The sequence below is a fragment of the Streptomyces sp. NPDC059010 genome, assembly GCF_042740355.1.
Lineage (GTDB): Bacteria > Actinomycetota > Actinomycetes > Streptomycetales > Streptomycetaceae > Streptomyces.
Map to the genome: position 1 here is coordinate 25,437 of NZ_JBHYJA010000069.1, position 15,327 is coordinate 40,763.

14 protein-coding genes and 2 pseudogenes are annotated in these 15,327 nt (G+C 69.7%); 7 read left to right on the top strand and 9 right to left on the bottom strand.

Translation table 11 applies throughout. The features are described 5' to 3' along the window. Positions 1-80 precede the first annotated feature (80 nt). Entirely contained in the window at positions 81-692 is a 612-nt protein-coding gene (locus ACFWYS_RS43525; protein WP_384782028.1) for a DNA polymerase ligase N-terminal domain-containing protein, read from the bottom strand. Positions 693-735: 43 nt separating this feature from the next. Beyond that, positions 736-1,566, bottom strand: coding sequence for an aldo/keto reductase (locus tag ACFWYS_RS43530; RefSeq protein ID WP_384782030.1), 831 nt, complete (start codon positions 1,564-1,566; stop codon positions 736-738). Between the two features lie 96 nt (positions 1,567-1,662). Between ACFWYS_RS43530 and ACFWYS_RS43535 the strand changes: the two genes are divergently transcribed. Next, on the top strand, positions 1,663-2,727 hold the full coding sequence (locus tag ACFWYS_RS43535) for a LacI family DNA-binding transcriptional regulator (RefSeq protein ID WP_384782056.1): 1,065 nt from the start codon (positions 1,663-1,665) through the stop codon (positions 2,725-2,727). Here ACFWYS_RS43535 and ACFWYS_RS43540 read toward each other — a convergent pair. The 4 genes from ACFWYS_RS43540 to ACFWYS_RS43555 are packed head-to-tail and all read right to left on the bottom strand — an operon-like array spanning position 2,690 to position 7,325. After that, on the bottom strand, positions 2,690-4,090 hold the full coding sequence (locus ACFWYS_RS43540; RefSeq protein ID WP_384782032.1) for a glycoside hydrolase family 32 protein: 1,401 nt from the start codon (positions 4,088-4,090) through the stop codon (positions 2,690-2,692). The two genes, ACFWYS_RS43535 and ACFWYS_RS43540, sit on opposite strands and share 38 nt — an antisense overlap. Then, positions 4,087-4,941, bottom strand: a complete 855-nt coding sequence (locus ACFWYS_RS43545; RefSeq protein WP_384782033.1) for a carbohydrate ABC transporter permease — start codon at positions 4,939-4,941, stop codon at positions 4,087-4,089. Before ACFWYS_RS43545 ends, ACFWYS_RS43540 begins: the two co-directional genes overlap by 4 nt. Positions 4,942-4,956: 15 nt before the next feature. Then, a complete protein-coding gene (locus tag ACFWYS_RS43550) occupies positions 4,957-5,919 on the bottom strand; it encodes a carbohydrate ABC transporter permease (RefSeq protein WP_384782035.1) in 963 nt (320 codons plus the stop codon). Next, positions 5,916-7,325, bottom strand: coding sequence for an extracellular solute-binding protein (locus ACFWYS_RS43555; RefSeq protein WP_384782037.1), 1,410 nt, complete (start codon positions 7,323-7,325; stop codon positions 5,916-5,918). Before ACFWYS_RS43555 ends, ACFWYS_RS43550 begins: the two co-directional genes overlap by 4 nt. A 188-nt stretch (positions 7,326-7,513) precedes the next feature. Here ACFWYS_RS43555 and ACFWYS_RS43560 point away from each other — a divergent pair, with 188 nt between their 5' ends. The 3 genes from ACFWYS_RS43560 (at position 7,514) to ACFWYS_RS43570 (ending at position 10,281) form a co-directional block, all read left to right on the top strand. Then, complete coding sequence (locus ACFWYS_RS43560; RefSeq protein WP_384782058.1) at positions 7,514-9,070, top strand: glycoside hydrolase family 32 protein; 1,557 nt, start codon at positions 7,514-7,516, stop codon at positions 9,068-9,070. Between the two features lie 24 nt (positions 9,071-9,094). Further along, positions 9,095-9,703, top strand: coding sequence for an AAA family ATPase (locus ACFWYS_RS43565; RefSeq protein WP_384782039.1), 609 nt, complete (start codon positions 9,095-9,097; stop codon positions 9,701-9,703). A 260-nt stretch (positions 9,704-9,963) separates the two neighbouring features. Further along, positions 9,964-10,281 (top strand): hypothetical protein, encoded by a 318-nt coding sequence (locus ACFWYS_RS43570; protein WP_384782041.1) that lies wholly within the window; start codon positions 9,964-9,966, stop codon positions 10,279-10,281. Positions 10,282-10,388: 107 nt separating this feature from the next. On the opposite strand, the gene ACFWYS_RS43575 is transcribed toward ACFWYS_RS43570, so the two are convergent. Both ACFWYS_RS43575 and ACFWYS_RS43580 read right to left on the bottom strand, forming a co-directional pair. Further along, on the bottom strand, positions 10,389-10,889 hold the full coding sequence (locus ACFWYS_RS43575) for a hypothetical protein (RefSeq protein WP_384782043.1): 501 nt from the start codon (positions 10,887-10,889) through the stop codon (positions 10,389-10,391). Positions 10,890-11,006: 117 nt separating this feature from the next. Beyond that, positions 11,007-11,435 carry a PASTA domain-containing protein gene (locus ACFWYS_RS43580; RefSeq protein ID WP_384782045.1) on the bottom strand — a complete coding sequence of 143 codons (429 nt, stop codon included), beginning with the start codon at positions 11,433-11,435 and terminating at the stop codon, positions 11,007-11,009. 850 nt (positions 11,436-12,285) lie between these two features. On the opposite strand from ACFWYS_RS43580, the gene ACFWYS_RS43585 reads away from it, so the two are divergent. Beyond that, positions 12,286-12,792, top strand: a complete 507-nt coding sequence (locus ACFWYS_RS43585) for a hypothetical protein (RefSeq protein ID WP_384782047.1) — start codon at positions 12,286-12,288, stop codon at positions 12,790-12,792. A 586-nt stretch (positions 12,793-13,378) separates the two neighbouring features. Continuing rightward, on the top strand, positions 13,379-13,867 hold the full coding sequence (locus tag ACFWYS_RS43590; protein ID WP_384782049.1) for a GNAT family N-acetyltransferase: 489 nt from the start codon (positions 13,379-13,381) through the stop codon (positions 13,865-13,867). Between the two features lie 383 nt (positions 13,868-14,250). Here the strand turns inward: ACFWYS_RS43590 and ACFWYS_RS43595 are convergent. Further along, a pseudogene (locus ACFWYS_RS43595) lies at positions 14,251-14,713 on the bottom strand (transcriptional regulator); the annotation flags it as partial. Positions 14,714-14,766: 53 nt separating this feature from the next. On the opposite strand from ACFWYS_RS43595, the pseudogene ACFWYS_RS43600 reads away from it, so the two are divergent. Then, a pseudogene (locus tag ACFWYS_RS43600) lies at positions 14,767-15,145 on the top strand (RNA helicase); the annotation flags it as partial. Between the last annotated feature and the right edge of the window lie 182 nt (positions 15,146-15,327).

The window sequence follows — 15,327 nt, forward strand, 5'->3', positions numbered from 1 at the left end:
AGAGGCAGGGAAGGGTAGTTGAGGGCGGAACCACAACATCCGCCGAAATCACGATGGGCAGGACACCCTGTTGTCGCGCCTCACTCCGCGTCGCCGTCGGCGGCGACTTGGGCGAGCGTACGACCGGTCCGCGCCGAACGGGCCCGGCGTGGGTCAGGAGTGCCGTGCCCGCCCGCTCGCCGCTTGCCCGCCTTCACCAGCAGCCATGCCTCACGGTCACCGTCGCGCCCGGCGCGGATCCGGGTGAGCGCATACTCGCCGCGCAGCTTCGACCCGCGCAGCCGGAACGTGGCGTGCCCGCGTTCGAGGGACTCACCGAAGTCGACGGGCCGCCCCTTGCGGTCATGGCTCAGCGGCTCGTAGGTGCCGCCGTCCCAGACGATCACGGTGCCGCCCCCGTACTCGCCCCGCGCGATCACGCCCTCGAACTCCTCGTACTCCAGCGGATGGTCCTCGGTGGGCACCGCGAGCCGTTTGTCGTGCGGATCGTCGGACGGCCCTTTCGGCACCGACCAGGACTTGAGTACGTCGTCCACCTGGAGCCGGAAGTCGAAGTGCAGGGTGCTCGCGTCATGGATCTGCACCACGAACCGCGGCTCGTCACCGGCGGCCCGCGACCGCCCCTGCGGCTCACGGGTCCGCCCGAAGTCACGCTTGCCGCGGTACTCCCGCAGCCGGTCCTTCCCACCCACGCGAGCCTCCTTCCCGAGCGCCCCGGGTACCCCGCGACGGCGCTCAGAACTCCTCGTACAGCTCGGGATCCCCGTGGATGCGCCGATGGACCCGGTCGGCGACGACGGCCATCTGGGTGTCGTCCAGGGAGAAGCCGAAGATGTCGAAGTTGTCGAGCTGCCGCCGCCGGTTCGCCGACTTCGGGATGGGCAGCGCGCCCAGCTGGATGTGCCAGCGCAGGACGACCTGGGCGGCCGTCACCCCGAGGGGGTCGGCGACGCCCTTCAGGGCCGGGTCGTCCAGGAGGTCGCTGCCGCGGCCCAGCGGCGCCCAGCTCTCGGTGACGATGCCCTTGCCGGCGTGGAAGGCGCGCAGCTCGTCCTGCGGGAACAGCGGGTGCAGCTCGATCTGGTTGACCACCGGCAGCACACCGGTCTCCCGCTCCAGCCGCTCGATGTGCCCGGGCGCGAAGTTGCAGACCCCGATCGACCGGATGAGGCCGTCCTCGCGCAGCTTGATCATGGCCCGCCAGGAGTCGACGTACTGGTCGACCCGGGGGTTCGGCCAGTGGATCAGATACAGGTCGACGTACTCGACACCCAGACGGCGCCGGGACTCCTCGAACGAGACGAGCGTCTGCTCATAGCCGTGGTGCCGGCCCGGGAGCTTCGTCGCCACGACCACCTCCTCGCGCGGCACACCGCTGCGGACGACGCCCCGGCCGACCCCCGTCTCGTTGCAGTAGTTCATCGCCGAGTCGACGAGCCGGTAGCCCAGCTGAAGGGCGTCGCGAACCGCCTGTTCCGCCTGGTCGTCGGGCATGGGCCAGGTGCCCAGACCGAGGGCGGGGAGCGTCGTACCGTCGTTGAGCGTGTGCGCCGGAATGCTGATCACTGTCGCTCCTTTCCTCGACCGTGCCGTCCTTCCAGCGTCACGGATAGGGTGAGGATCGATCAACCGGACGGGTGGGGGATGAGGGCGGCGGACGGCATGGGCGGCACCGGGGAGAAGCGGGCCACGGGATCGGGACGTCCCACGTCACGGGATGTCGCCCGGCTCGCGGGCGTGTCGCACACCGCGGTCTCCTTCGTCTTCAACGGCCGCGCCGAGGGCAACCTCTCGCCCGCCACCCAGGAACGCATCCGCCGCGCCGCCGCCGAGCTCGGCTACCGCCCCGACCCCGTCGCCCGCGGCCTGCGCCGCCGCCGTACGGCCGTGATCGGCCTGGTCACCGACGAGATCGCCTCCTCGCCGTTCGCCGGGCGGCTGCTGCGCGGCGCCATGGAGACCGCCTGGGACAGCGAGCACCTCGTCCTGACCATCGACTCCGGCGGCGACCCGGCCAAGGAGGACGCGGCCGTCGCCGAGCTCCTCGACCGGCGCGTGGACGGCATCATCTACGCGGCCATGTCGCTGCGCCGCGTCCGCGTCCCCGAGGGCCTGCACCGCACCCACTCGGTCCTCGCCAACTGCCTCCCCGAGGACGACTCCCTGCCCGCCGTCATCCCCGCCGAGCGCGCGGGCGGCCGTACGGCGGCCCGGCTGCTGCTGGACGAGGGGCACCGCAGGGTCGCCATGGTCGGCGGGCAGGACGACATCGCCTCCGTCGACCGGCTGCGCGGCTTCCGGGACGCGCTGCGCGCCGAGGGGATCACCGTCCCCAAGGAGTGGGTCGTCAGGAGCGGCGGCGAGATCAACGGCGGCTACGAGGGCGCGCTGCGCGTCCTCGACGGCGTCCCCGCCGCCGAGCGCCCCACCGGGGTCTTCTGCTACAACGACCGGGTCGCGGCGGGCGTCCTGCACGCCGCGACCCGGCTCGGCATCACCGTCCCCGGTGACCTGTCGGTGGTCGGCTACGACGACCAGGAGCACATGGCCGCGTTCCTCACCCCGCCCCTGACCAGCGTCGCGCTGCCGCACCGGGCAATGGGCGACGCGGCTGCCCGGCTGCTCCTCGACACCATCGACACGGGCCGGACGCCGCCCGCGACGGTACGGCGCCTGGCCTGCCCGGTGATCAGTCGTGCGTCGGTGGGACCAGCTCCCAGCCCATGACGGCCGCGGCGGAACCGGTGACCGCCAGCTCGGGCACATCGTCCGGCCGCCGGTAGACCCGCTCGGTGACCGTCGCCCGGTCGCCGACGAACAGCTCCAGCAGCGAGCCGTCGACGAGGATCCGCACCTCACCGGCCGGCGCCCGTACGACGACCGGCGCCGCCCCCTCGGGCCCGGTCCGGGGCCAGTCACCCCGGTCGAGCGTCACCGTGCCCTCGTCCGGGTCCAGCACCACCGTCAGCTCCGCACCCGAGGCGGACCGCAGCAGACTCACTCTCGTGCGGCCGGACGCGGTGACCGTCAGGTCGTACGCCTCCGGCAGCACGGCCCGACGGCCCGCCTCCGTGACGAACGGCTCGGCCGCCCGCAGCAGTTCGAGCTCCGGAGCCGGTACGACCCGCAGGGCGCCGTCGGCATGGACGTCCACCACCCGCGGCGCGGTCAGGACCCCCGCCCACCCGGCGCGATCGACCTCGCTCTGCTCCCGTGCCTCCCAGGACCACCCCCACAGCAGCGCCCGGTCCGGTTCCTGGAGCACGGCCGGCGCGTAGAAGTCCCGCCCGTGGTCCAGCCGCCCGCCGGTGCGGGCCTCGAAACGCAACCCGTGGTCGCCGTACGGCTGCAGACGCCCCGTCAGGTAGCCGGTGGAGCAAGGGTCCCCGTCCCACAGCGACACCACCAGCACCCACTCCCCGCCGGGTGTCGCGTACAGCTGAGGGCACTCCCAGCCGACGGCCTTGTCCCCGAACACGTCCACCGCGACCGGGTCGTTGCCGTCGAGCAGCACCCCGGCGAACCGCCAGTCGGCCAGGTCGTCGCAGTCGTACAGCAGCACCGACGCGGTCCCGTCGGCGTGCCCCGCACCGACCAGCGCCCAGCGCCGCCCCCCACTGCTGAACACGAACGGGTCGCGGAACATCACCACGTCCAGACCGGCGGGCGGGCCGGTCACCACCGGCGCGGGCAGCGGCCGCCAGTCGGTGAGCGTCTCGTCCTCCGGCATCAGCGCCCGGGCCAGGCAGATCGAGCCGAGACCGGTGTGCTCCCGGTCGACGCCCGTGTACACGGCCGTCGGCACACCGTCGTCGTCGACCACGCACCCCGACCAGCAGCCCGCCTCGTCTGGGCCGCCGGGTGTCGGGGTCAGGGCGATCGGATGATGCTCCCAGACGACGAGATCGGCGCTGGAGACATGCCCCCAGTGGACGTTGGTGTGCACCGGCGCGTCGGGATTGTGCTGGTAGAAGAGGTGATGGCGGCCCCGCCAACGGAACGGGCCGTTCGGGTCGTTGATCCAGTTGGCGGGCGGACGGACCCGGAAGCGCGGGGCGTTCGGGTCCGTCGACTGAGCGGCGAGGCTCAACGGTTGACTCCTGCGGACGTGATGCCCTCACGCAGAGGGCGCTGACCGACGACGAACACGGCGACGGCGGGGATCATGGACAGGACGACACCGGCGAGCACCACCGAGATGGAGCCGGTGCCGAGGTTGCCCTGGAGGGACACCAGGCCCAGGGGGAGGGTGTAGTTCTGCCCGGAAGTCTCCAGGATCAGCGGCCGGAAGAACTCGTTCCAGTGGTAGTTGAAGGCCAGCACGCCGACGATGGCCAGCCCGGGCGCGGCGAGCGGCGCGTACACCGACCGGAAGGTCCGCCAGGGCCCGCAGCCGTCCAGCATCGCCGCCTCGCCCAGGTCCTTGGGCATGCCCAGGAAGTACTGCCGCATCAGGAAGGTCCCGAAGGCGGTCGGGAAGGCCGGGATGATCAGACCGAGCAGGGTGTCGGTCAGGCCCATCGACTTCAGCACCAGGAACACCGGCACGATGGTGACCTGCAACGGCACCATCATGGTCGCCAGGACCAGCCCGAACAGCGGCTTCTTGAACCGGAATTCGAGGCGCGCGAAGGCGTACCCGGCCAGACCGGCCGTGATCATCTGGCCCACCGCGATCAGCGCCGTCACCAGCGTCGAGTTGAGGGCCAGCAGCCAGACGTCGAGCTGGTCGAAGACCCCGCGGTACGCCTCCGTGGACGGGTGCGTCGGGATGATGCTCGGCGGCAGGTCGAAGGCCTCGGCCGGGGTGCGCAGCGAGGTGGAGACGGTCCAGATGACCGGGCCCAGCGTCAGCAGCGCGCATACGGCGAGCGCGGCGATCCGGGCCCACGGCGCGAGCGAGTGCCGGGTACGGCTCAGGGACAGGGTTGCTTGGCTCATGGGAGGCTCACCGGCTCACTGGTAGTGGACGAAACGCCGGCTGAGCCGGAACTGGAGGGCGGTGACCGCCATGATCAGCACGAACAGCAGCACACCCACCGCCGATGCCTCGCCGAAGCGGAGCTGCTCGAACGCGCTCTCGTAGATGACCATCACCACGGTCCGGGTGGCGTCACCGGGCCCGCCGTTGGTGAGGACGTACGGCTGCTCGAAGACCTGGAGCGCGTTGATGATGCCGACCACCGACGCCACCAGCAGCGTGGGCGACAGCAGCGGCAGGGTGACGCTGAGGTGCTTGCGCAGACCGGTCGCGCCGTCGAGCGAGGCGGCCTCGTGGATCTCCTTGGGGATGTTGTTCAGACCCCCCACGAACAGCAGGAACGAGAACCCGAACTGCTGCCAGACATAGACCAGGATCACGGTCGCCATCGCCGCGTTCTCGGACGTCAGCCACGGCACCGGAGCGATCCCGACCAGCCCCAGCAGCCAGTTCACGACCCCGAAGTCCTGGTTGAACAGGTACTTCATCACCACCGAGATCGACGCGGCGGACAGCACCAGCGGGAAGAAGAACGCCGACCGGAACACCGAGCGCAGCCACACCGGCATCCGCTCGTTCACCGCCAGGGCGAGGGTGAGCGCGACCAGCAGTTGCAGCGCCACCGCGAACACCATGAACACCAGCGTGTTGCGGAAGGACACCAGCACCGTCGAATCGGTGAAGACCTCACGGTAGTTGGCGCCGCCGGCGAACGCCGGGTCGTCGATGACGTTCCAGTGGAACAGGCTGAGCACCACCGACCCGGCGATCGGGACGACCGTGAAGACGACGATCCCGACGATCGTGGGCGCCAGGAACAGCGTGGCCAGCAGCCGGGTGCCGCGGTCGCGGGTGGAGGGCCGGGGCGCGGCAGCCGCCGGAGCGGGGGGCTGCTTCGGCCGTACGGCCGGTATCCGGGTGTTCGTCGTGTCGGTCATACGTCACGCTCCATGGCCTTCTCCAGGTCGCTCTGCATCCGGCGCAGCGCGGGGGCCACCGAGCGCCGCGAGGCCAGGGCGGTACCGGTGTGCTTGAGCAGCACCTGCTCGACCTCGGCGACCTGCGGCGGCGCCGGGATCGGCCCGGTGTCGGGGAACTTGTCGAGGGTGTCGTAGAAGACCCGCCAGTGGTCCGGGCCGATCTCCCGGTAGCGGTCGGCGGTCAGCATCGAGCGGCGCGCGGGAGTGGTCTGGTTGGTCTCGAACAGCCGCGTCAGGGTGTCCTTGCGAGCCGCGTACTTGATGAACTCCCAGGCCTCCTCCTGCCGCTCGGAGGTACGCAGCAGCGCGTAGCCGGCGGCGCCGAACTGCATGCGCTGGGTACGCCAGCGCGGGAAGTACTGCACGTCGAAGGAGCCCGGCTCCATGCCCGCCAGATGCAGGCCGCCCGCCCAGAAGCCGCCGGCCGGTGTGACGCCGACCCGGCCGGTGGAGAACACACCGATGAGGTTCTGGCCGTTGCCGCCCTCGGGCCGGGTGCACAGGCCTTCCTGGACGAGGGAGGCGAGATAGTCGTACGCCTCCTCCACGCGCTCGTGCGTGGCCTGCGGGGTCGTCCAGCGGAAGCCGCCCCCGCGGCCCTCCCGCACGGCGGCCGGATAGAAGGAGTCCCACAGCCAGGAACCGCCCGGCGCCTTGGACTCGGTGAGCAGATTGGTGTCGTTGGCGAACAGCCACGGCACGACGCCGCCCCACAGCCGGTTGGTCCAGAAGTACGGGGTGAACTGGGAGCCGCTGGACTTCTTCATGTCGCGCAGCAGCGCGGTGAAGTCGTCACGGGTCCAGTCGGCAGCCGGGAAACCGGCTCCCGCCCGCTTCAGCACCTGGTTGTTGAGGTAGATGTCGGCCGCGTTGAACTCGACCGGCAGCTGGTAGAGGGACCCCTCGTACATCATCGACTCCACCAGCGAGGGATGGACGTCGGCGAAGTACTCGCGCAGCTCCTCGGCGTCCCGCTTCACCCAGTCGTCCAGCGGGACCCCGAGGCGCTGCGCGAACAGCTGGACGCCTTCGGTGGCGACGTACACCAGATCGGGCGCCGTGCCCGCCGCGATCTGGGTGAGGATCTTCGCGAAGAAGTCCGACCAGTCGACGGCCTGCACCGCGTTGATCCGCAGCTTGATGTCGGGATGGACCTCCTTGAAGCCCTCGGTGAGCGTGCGGATCGCCTCCGGCCCGTAGGCCGGGCCGAGCGTGGCGACGACGAGGGAGCCGTCGTCCCGGCCGGGTATGTCGGCTCCGGTGAGCCGGTCCCAGCTCGCGGCGGTACCGGCCAGCGCGGCGGCTCCCGCGCCGTAGGCGCCGTACCGCATCAAGGTGCGGCGGGTGAGGTTCGGGTCGGTCATGCAGCGGGCCTAACTCGTGTTAGTCGAGTAGTGATGCCCCAGATGATGAGAAGCCCGTCACGGCCCTGTCAATAGGCGTGAACGACTTGACCTTTAACGAGTTAGGTCCCAGAGTGCTGCTCCACACGAGCCGCAGTCCCGACGACGCCGTCGGGGAAGGGAGCCGCACCATGCGTGGCGCATCTGGCATGCCCGGAATATCCAGGAGGTCGCTGTTCCTGGCCTCGGCCGCGGGTGCGGCCGGTGCGTTACTGCCGACCGGTCCGAGACCCGCGGCGGCGGCCGCGCAGACGGCCACCGCGTGCGCGGGCAGCTATCGCGCCGAGTACCACTTCACCGTCCCCGACCAGTGGATGAACGACCCGCAGCGGCCGGTGTGGATCGACGGCGAGTACCACTACTACTACCTCTACAATCCCGACTACTCGACGGGCGGCACGGCCGCCGGCACGGCCTGGCGCCTGGCCACCAGCACCGACCTGGTCTCCTTCACCGACCGCGGGATCGCCGTGCCGAAGGACACCACGCCCAACGGCGACGTCTGGTCCGGCTCGGCGGTGATCGACACCGGCAACACGGCGGGGTTCGGCGCGGGCGCGGTGATCGTCCTCGCCACCATGGCGCCCGGCGACGGCGCCCAGGCGCAGTACCTGTACTCCTCGACCGACGGCGGCCGTACGTTCACCCCGCATGGCACCGGCCCGGTCCTTGCGAACCCCGGCGTACGGGACTTCCGCGACCCGAAGGTGATCCGCGACGAGGAGCGCGGGCGCTGGGTGATGGCGCTCGCCGAGAACGACAAGGTCGGGATGTACCACTCCGACGACCTGAAGTCCTGGACGTACGTCGGCGGTTTCATCAAGGGCGGCATCGGCGTCCTTGAGTGCCCGGACCTGTTCCGCATCCGGGCGGCGGACGGCACCTGGAAATGGGTGCTGGGCGTGAGCGCCAACGGGAAGGGATCCGGGCTGCCGAGCACCTACGCCTACTGGACGGGGTCCTTCGACGGCACCACGTTCACACCCGACCTGAACGATCCGCAGTGGCTCGACCACGGCTGGGACTGGTACGCGGCCGTCACCTTCGAGAAGCGGGATGCGGACGGCACGCTCGACCCGGCGGCGCGGTACGCGATCGGCTGGATGAACCACTGGGACTACGCCGGCACCACGCCCACCATGGAGTGCGACGGCTTCAACGGCACCGACTCGATCGTCCGCGAGGTCACGCTGAAGCGGGCGGCGAACGGCTCCTACTACCTCGCCTCCCAGCCGGTCGCCGGTCTCGACGCCCATGTCTCGCGCACGGTCGACCTCGGCGACCTGGAGGTCGACGGGAACCTCCTGCTCGGCTACACGGGCACCGCCTACGAGGTGTCCACCGAAATCACCTGGGACCAACTGACCGGCGCGGGGCTCCAGTTGCGGCGCTCCTCCGACGGCGGACGCCACATCGACGCCGGGATCTACGGCGACTACGCCTTCGTCAACCGCGGATACACCGTGAGCCCCGACAGCAGCGGCCGGTGGCAGGAGAGCAGGAGCCCCTTCGACGCGTCCGCGGGCACCGTACGGCTGCGCATCCTGATCGACCGTACGTCCATCGAGATGTTCGTGGACGACGGCCGGTACGTGCACTCGACCGAGGTCTTCCCGGACCCGGCCGACACCGGGCTCGCGCTGTTCACCATCGGCGGCAAGGCGGTGTTCCGGAACACGGTGATACGGGAGTTCGCCGTGGGCTGAGCAGGCGTGAGTAGGGTCGAGGGCATGCAGGACCTGCGCGTGGTGCTCATCGGGGGAACCTCCCACACCGGCAAGTCGACCGTGGCCAGGGCCGTCGCCGAGCGGCTCGGATTCGAGTGCCGCTCGACGGACAAGCTGGCCCGGCATCCGGGGCGGCCCTGGCGGACGCCGGAGTGGGAACCGCCGCCGCATGTCGCCGAGCACTACGCCACCCTCTCCGTGGACGAGCTCATCCGGTCGGTGCTCGACCACTACGCACGCCTGTGGCCGCGCATCGAGGAGCTGATCACCGAGCGGGCGACCGGCGACGGTCCCGGGCTGGTCCTGGAGGGCTCCGCGCTGTGGCCCGCCCGTGTCGCGGGGCTGACCGCCGTCCCGCACACCCGGGCGGTGTGGCTCACGGCGGACGAGGCGGTGCTGCGCGAGCGCATGCGGGCGTCGGCCCGCTACGAGGAACTGGCGGACGGGGAGCGGTACTTGGTGGACAGGTTTCTCACCCGTGCCGAGCGGTTCCAGTCGCTGGTGGCGCAGGCCGTGGACGCGTACGGGCTGGTTCGTATGGACACGGGTGGTCGCCCGGTGGGGGAGTTGGTGGAGGCGGTCCTGACGCATGTGGGTGTGCCGGTGCGGTGACCCCAACTGGGCTGTCAGTGCTGGGGGTTAGAGTCCGGCGCACGACTGATGATCGAATGCTGCGTCACTTCTCCGGCCACACCCATGACCGTAGCCACGAGACCCTTCCTGCCATGAAGGTGGACGGTGTTCTCGTCTCGGTCGGCGTCGACGCCGACGGCAGCCTGCGGACCTGCGACCTCACCGGCGGCGCATGCGCCGAGCGTCCCCTGGAGCTCGACGCCGCCTGACCGGAAGACGCCTGGTACCACGAGAACGGCGTGTGGGACGAGGACGCCCCCGACGTCGACGACAGGCCACAGTTCGAAGCGGACGATGTCGTCTCCGCCCTGACGGTGGCGCATCTGGATGGGCGTCCTGTGGTCGTGACCGGCGGCGGCCGGTTCGATCTGTCGATTCCCGAGGAGGAGGAAACCATCGGAGGGGCTGTGCGGGTCTGGGATCTGCGCCAGCTTCCCGAAGATCTCCGGGTTGGTCAGCGGCGCGATCACGTTCCGGTACAGGGAGTCGCAGGTGCGCCCGACCATGACGAGCTCGCCGCCGGTCGGCGCGTTCGCGATGAAGATCAGCCAGCGTAGGAGGCTCGCGATGGTCTTCCCCGAACGTACCGAGCCCCCCCCACGCGTTGATCCGGGCGTCAGCCTGTACGACGGAGATGATCTGCCTGCGGGACAGCGGCAACGCATCAAGGAGACCCACCCTCCGCCTCCTCGTCGGCACCGCCCTCCTCGCTCACGGCCTGGTCGTACGCGGCCTTCAGTCCGACCATGAGCTGATCGAGCATCGAGCGGGCGTCCTCGGCGCCGGCGTCGTCCGCGGGCGGGACGAGCTTGAGGGACTTCTCCAGGGCGATCGCGGCTGCGGTCATGAGGGACTTCTTGTCGGCGGCCGGCGGCTCGGCGGCCTCGCGGGAACGGAAGGTGTTGTCCTTGCCCCCGAAGTTGAAGACAACTGCGGGCTCCCACATCTGCTGCGTGAGCTTGAGCGCGTCGAGGTGGAGGTGCAGGGCGGTATCGGCGCGGAGGGCGGCGAGTTGGGCGACCCGCGCGGCGGTGGCCTCCTCGGTCATCGACGTGTCGAAGACGAGCTCTAGCTCGGCGGCGATGACGCTGACGGTGCGCTGTGCGCGGCCGATCTCGCGGGCGATGGCGTTGCGGCCCATGCCGAGCGCGTGGAGCTCGCGCACGCGCCGATAGTCGTCCTCGTCGACTCGCGTTTGTCCTTGTTGACGGCCACGAGGTCATCTCCGGACATGCGAAGGCCCGGCCACCGGGGAAGGGCAGCCGGGCCAGTCAAGAGCGGTTCAGCAGGTCTCGTCGTCCTTGACCGCGTACAGGGTCACGGCCGTGTCCGTGGGGTGCGTGCCGGCTGTGGGCTTCTGGCTGCACACGGTCCAGTTGCGGTCGAAGACCTGCAAGCGGTTCTGGCCGCTGGCGTCCTGGTCGTCGAGGACGTAGAAGCCTGCGGCCTGCGCCGCGTCCTGGGCGGCCTGGAGGTCCTGGCCGACGAGGTTCGGGAGCGTTGCCTTCTCCGGCTCGGCGGCGCCGGCGTCGTCCGTGGGCGCTTCCGTGGGCTCGTCCGTCTCGGCCTCGGTGTCCTGCTTCGTCTGGCTGCTGGTGTCCTCGGCGGTGGTGTCCGGCTTGCTGGAGCTGGTGTCGCTTGTGCCCTCACATGCCGTGAGCGTCAGCAGCGTTGCGGCGGCGAGGCCGGCCGCGATGGTACGGATGCGCATAGTGTCCCCCCAGGGTTGCTCGATGAGCTGGAGCAGCATCATGCGTCGCGTGGGGGAGGGGTGAAGGCCGAGTGATGCTCTCGTGACACGAACGGGTGCCAGGTATGACAATGGCCCGCACGGTGGCGGGCCTTCAGGGCGGCTATGCCCGGGCACGCCGGACGTGAGGCCAGGATGCGACATGACCGCGTCGAGCGCACGGGTGATCATCCGAGCCGTATGGCTCGATCTCGACGGCTTGAGCGTCGAAGTGGCGTCATTTGTGACGGTCGGTTACGAAATTCATCCTTTGTGACGGACCGTTACGAGATCCGTCGTCATGACGGCCGGTTTGTGTGTCGACCCCGGTATTGCTAGATGCGTATGTTTTTTGACGTCAGGGGGCTCCCAGAACTCGCCATTTGGCCTTGGAACCGAGGACGAGAACGGAGCCCCCAGACGCAACCCCAACCAGGTGGAACGATGGAAGGAGCGCTATGCAGGATAGGCGGCTGAGCCGCAGCCTGCCCAGATGGACTCTGGCCAAAGCTCGGCAGGTCATCAGGGAGGCGACGCGCTACCGGCGGGCACTCGTGATACGCGCACTGCACGGAGCCGCGTATGGAGCCAGCACGACGGTTGCCGGTCTGATGGTTATGTGGATTCACTCGCGCTTCTGAGTGGGACCAGGGCGGTGGGCCTCTGTACTGCGACGCAGTCGGGCCCACCGTTCCATGATCGAGTGGCCGCTCAGGGGGCTACTTGGCGGTGCGGAACCAGCGCACGAGGGTGCGGTGGGGGCGCTCCTCGTCGGCCACCGTCTCGAAGGCGCGGGCGTTGTTGTTGTCGTTGTTGCTGGTCAACACCAGTGTTGGTCGGCGTCATCGGGCTTTCGGGGACGCTCGTCGGGGCTGGTGTGGCCTTCGCTGGCGTCGTCTACCAGCAGGGGCGCCAGGCCGGCCTGCTGCGCGCTGAGAGGCGGGAGGCGCTAGCTCATCAGGCCGTCGACACGATGATGGCTGAACTGGAGAAGGTGAGGGCTCTTGCCTGGTCGGTCCCGCATGGGCAGGAGGATCCGCCCGACTTTGGGGAGGCTCTCGGGCGGAGCATGGATGTCGTGCAGCTCGCCGCCCTCCGGCTTCCGGATCGGGAGCTGAGGGAGGCGATCGAGGCGGCATGCGTTCTTGGATTCGGCGATGAAGAGTCTTTCCGTGCACAGGTGGATCTACAGGTGCGGCGGATCGTCATGGGGGCCATGGTCTGGGACGTGCAGAAATGCCTCGGGGCCTACCTGCGGCAGGAGGCTCGCCCGGACACAACCTTCCTGTTCCAGGCTCGCGACTACTACTACTCGATGATCCAGGCGAGACGTCCTTAGATAGTCCGAAGCCTCAAGCGCTACGTGGCCAGGGAGGTCTTCCACCTGGTCAGACCTGTGCAGTCGCAACCCCCGTCATGGGGCAGTGTGAGAGCGGCGTGCGACGAGAAGCCCCGCGGGCGCGGCCTGGCGGGGTTTCCGCACATGTGGGTTGCAACGCCGGCGCCGTTGCACTCGGTTGTTCTCTTGGGAGCCACCCGAAGCACAAGGACACGGCGACGGCACGCGTTACGGCCTATGCGCAACGCACGACCAGGGACTTGATGCGATCAACCAGAACACATCCGCTTGCTGACGCAAAGTCCGACGTCTCCTGATGCGGCTCACGAGGCCAGCCTGAAGTCGTCCTGCACAGGCTGACCCTCGCTGCGGCAGGCCCAGGGAAAGCAGCGGTTGACCACCCCGTTCTCCGGCTCCTCCGCAACGGTTCGGGCGTCCCAGTTGCTGTCGGCGGGCGGTCGATGCGGCGGCAGTGACTTGGTCGATCGGGGCCTGGGCAGGCGGTTCCCGGGAGCGGTGCAGGAAATCCTGCCCGAGCAGCCGACCCGCCGCGCGGCGGCACGCACCGGTGCGAAATACTCTCCCGATGAGTTCACGCACTTCCCCGATCAGTCAGCCGATCACGATACGGAGGGCCGTCGCGCGGGATGCCAAACGGCTCACGCGGCTCGTGCGTGGCTCAGGCGCCTACGCGGGTAAGTACGCAGCTGCAGTCGCGGGCTACCGGGTCGGGCCTGATTACATCGAGGCCCACCGCGCCTTTGTGGCCGTCGGCGCCGACGAGCAGGGAGGCCGGGTCCTCGGGTTCTACTCGCTCGTCCTCGCTCCACCGGAGCTCGACCTGCTGTTCGTCGCCGACGAAGCGCAAGGACGGGGTATTGGACGGCTGCTCGTCGCGCACATGCAGTCCGAGGCCCGTGCCGCCGGGCTCGACCGTGTCAAGGTCGTGTCGCATCTTCCCGCCGAGGGCTTCTACCACCGCGCAGGTGCAGTGCGGACCGGGACCGCGTTTGCGAACCCGCCCGCCGTGCCGTGGGACCGTCCCGAATTCGAGTTTCGCATTCCTTCGGGATGACGCGGTGTGCCGGTTGGCGAGGCACCGGCTTCGCTGCGTGGTGGCCGGCTTGCAGGAGCCGCCGTACGCCGCGCTCTGCGTGTGTGTGGTCTCCTCTGCCCTGGCGTCGTTATCGCCTGCGCCAGCGGTCTGCCACCCAAGGCCCGGACGTCCCAGGCCAGGGCCTGGGCGGGACCTTCATAGAGATCTGCCAGGTGGTGAGCGAGAGAGCCGGGGTGAAGCGGGTCGCCCGTGACACCGACCGCGGACCACAGGGTCAGAAGCTTCTGGCGGGCAGAAGCGATGTCACCGGCTCGGCCTTCGGTGCCGGCTTGGCTTATGGCTTCCATGGTCGGGTCGGGGCTGGTGGGTGCGGTGGTCACGGGTGTTCCTCGGCGTCTTTCTCAGGTGGAGCGGCCGGGCTTGATGGGCATGGCCAGGGTGGTGAAATCGCCGCGGTCGGCGGAGCGGATCGTGACGGGCTGGTCGTTTCCGCTCAGGTCGAGCATCACGTCGGGGCCGGATCGCGGTGCTCACGGCGGGATAGAGCGTGGTCAGCTCGAAGCAGATCTGGAGGGTCTGCATCCGTCGCGGTAGCCGGGAGCGGGATGTCGGGGTGCTCGTCATCTGCTGACACGACGTCACTTCCTGGGCGGCAACGTGCAGCGAGATGCGCTCGCCGGGGTGCTCTTCCAGGGCCCGCAGGAGCAGTTCCTAGACCGTCACACGGGTGGTGACCTCGCCCAGTGACGCGAGCATCAGCCGGTAGTCGGGGAACTCCTCGGACAGCAAACGGCAATGCTGGTCCTCCCGGTCGGCCACGCGGAGCCAGATCCCGTCCAGTACCGCCTCAACACCAGCGCGGGGCATGGCAATCTCACGGAGCTGGCGCAGCACGGTTGCCCGCGCCACCTGGTGCCACCGATGCCAAGGACTATGTGCACCGAGCGGGCCGCACAGCCCGCGCCGGTGAGTCCGGCAGCGTGGTCACGCTCGTGCTGGCGGGCCAGCGCCGTGACGAGCCGCATGATGGCCGTGGCCGGCATCGAGCCGACCGTCACCAAGGTGCGCTCGGGCGAGGCGGAGCTGAGCCGGATCACCGGCGCCAAGACTCCCTCCGGGATCCCGCTCGACGGCGAGCCCGCCGTCCCCCGACCCAAGAACACCAACGCTCCCTTCCGCGGCCTCGGCACCAGCAAGGGCACCTCCCGCGGCGCCGGCGGCATGTCCCGAAAGGCGGGCGAGGCCCGCAAGCTCGCCGAGGCCCGCAGGGCCGCCCTCGTGCGTCGCAACGGCTGAGAGCCGTTGCCCTGGCAGCCTGGCCACGGGATCGACAACCGTTCCTAAACAGTGTCCAGGAGTGACATCTGATGCCAGCTCCCGGAACTGCGCGTATCCCGAACGGTGTTGGATACGCTGGGTTCCCGCATTCGCCGTTCCCCGATCCGGCGACGTGCATCGTGTGCACGCTCCGTGACGGG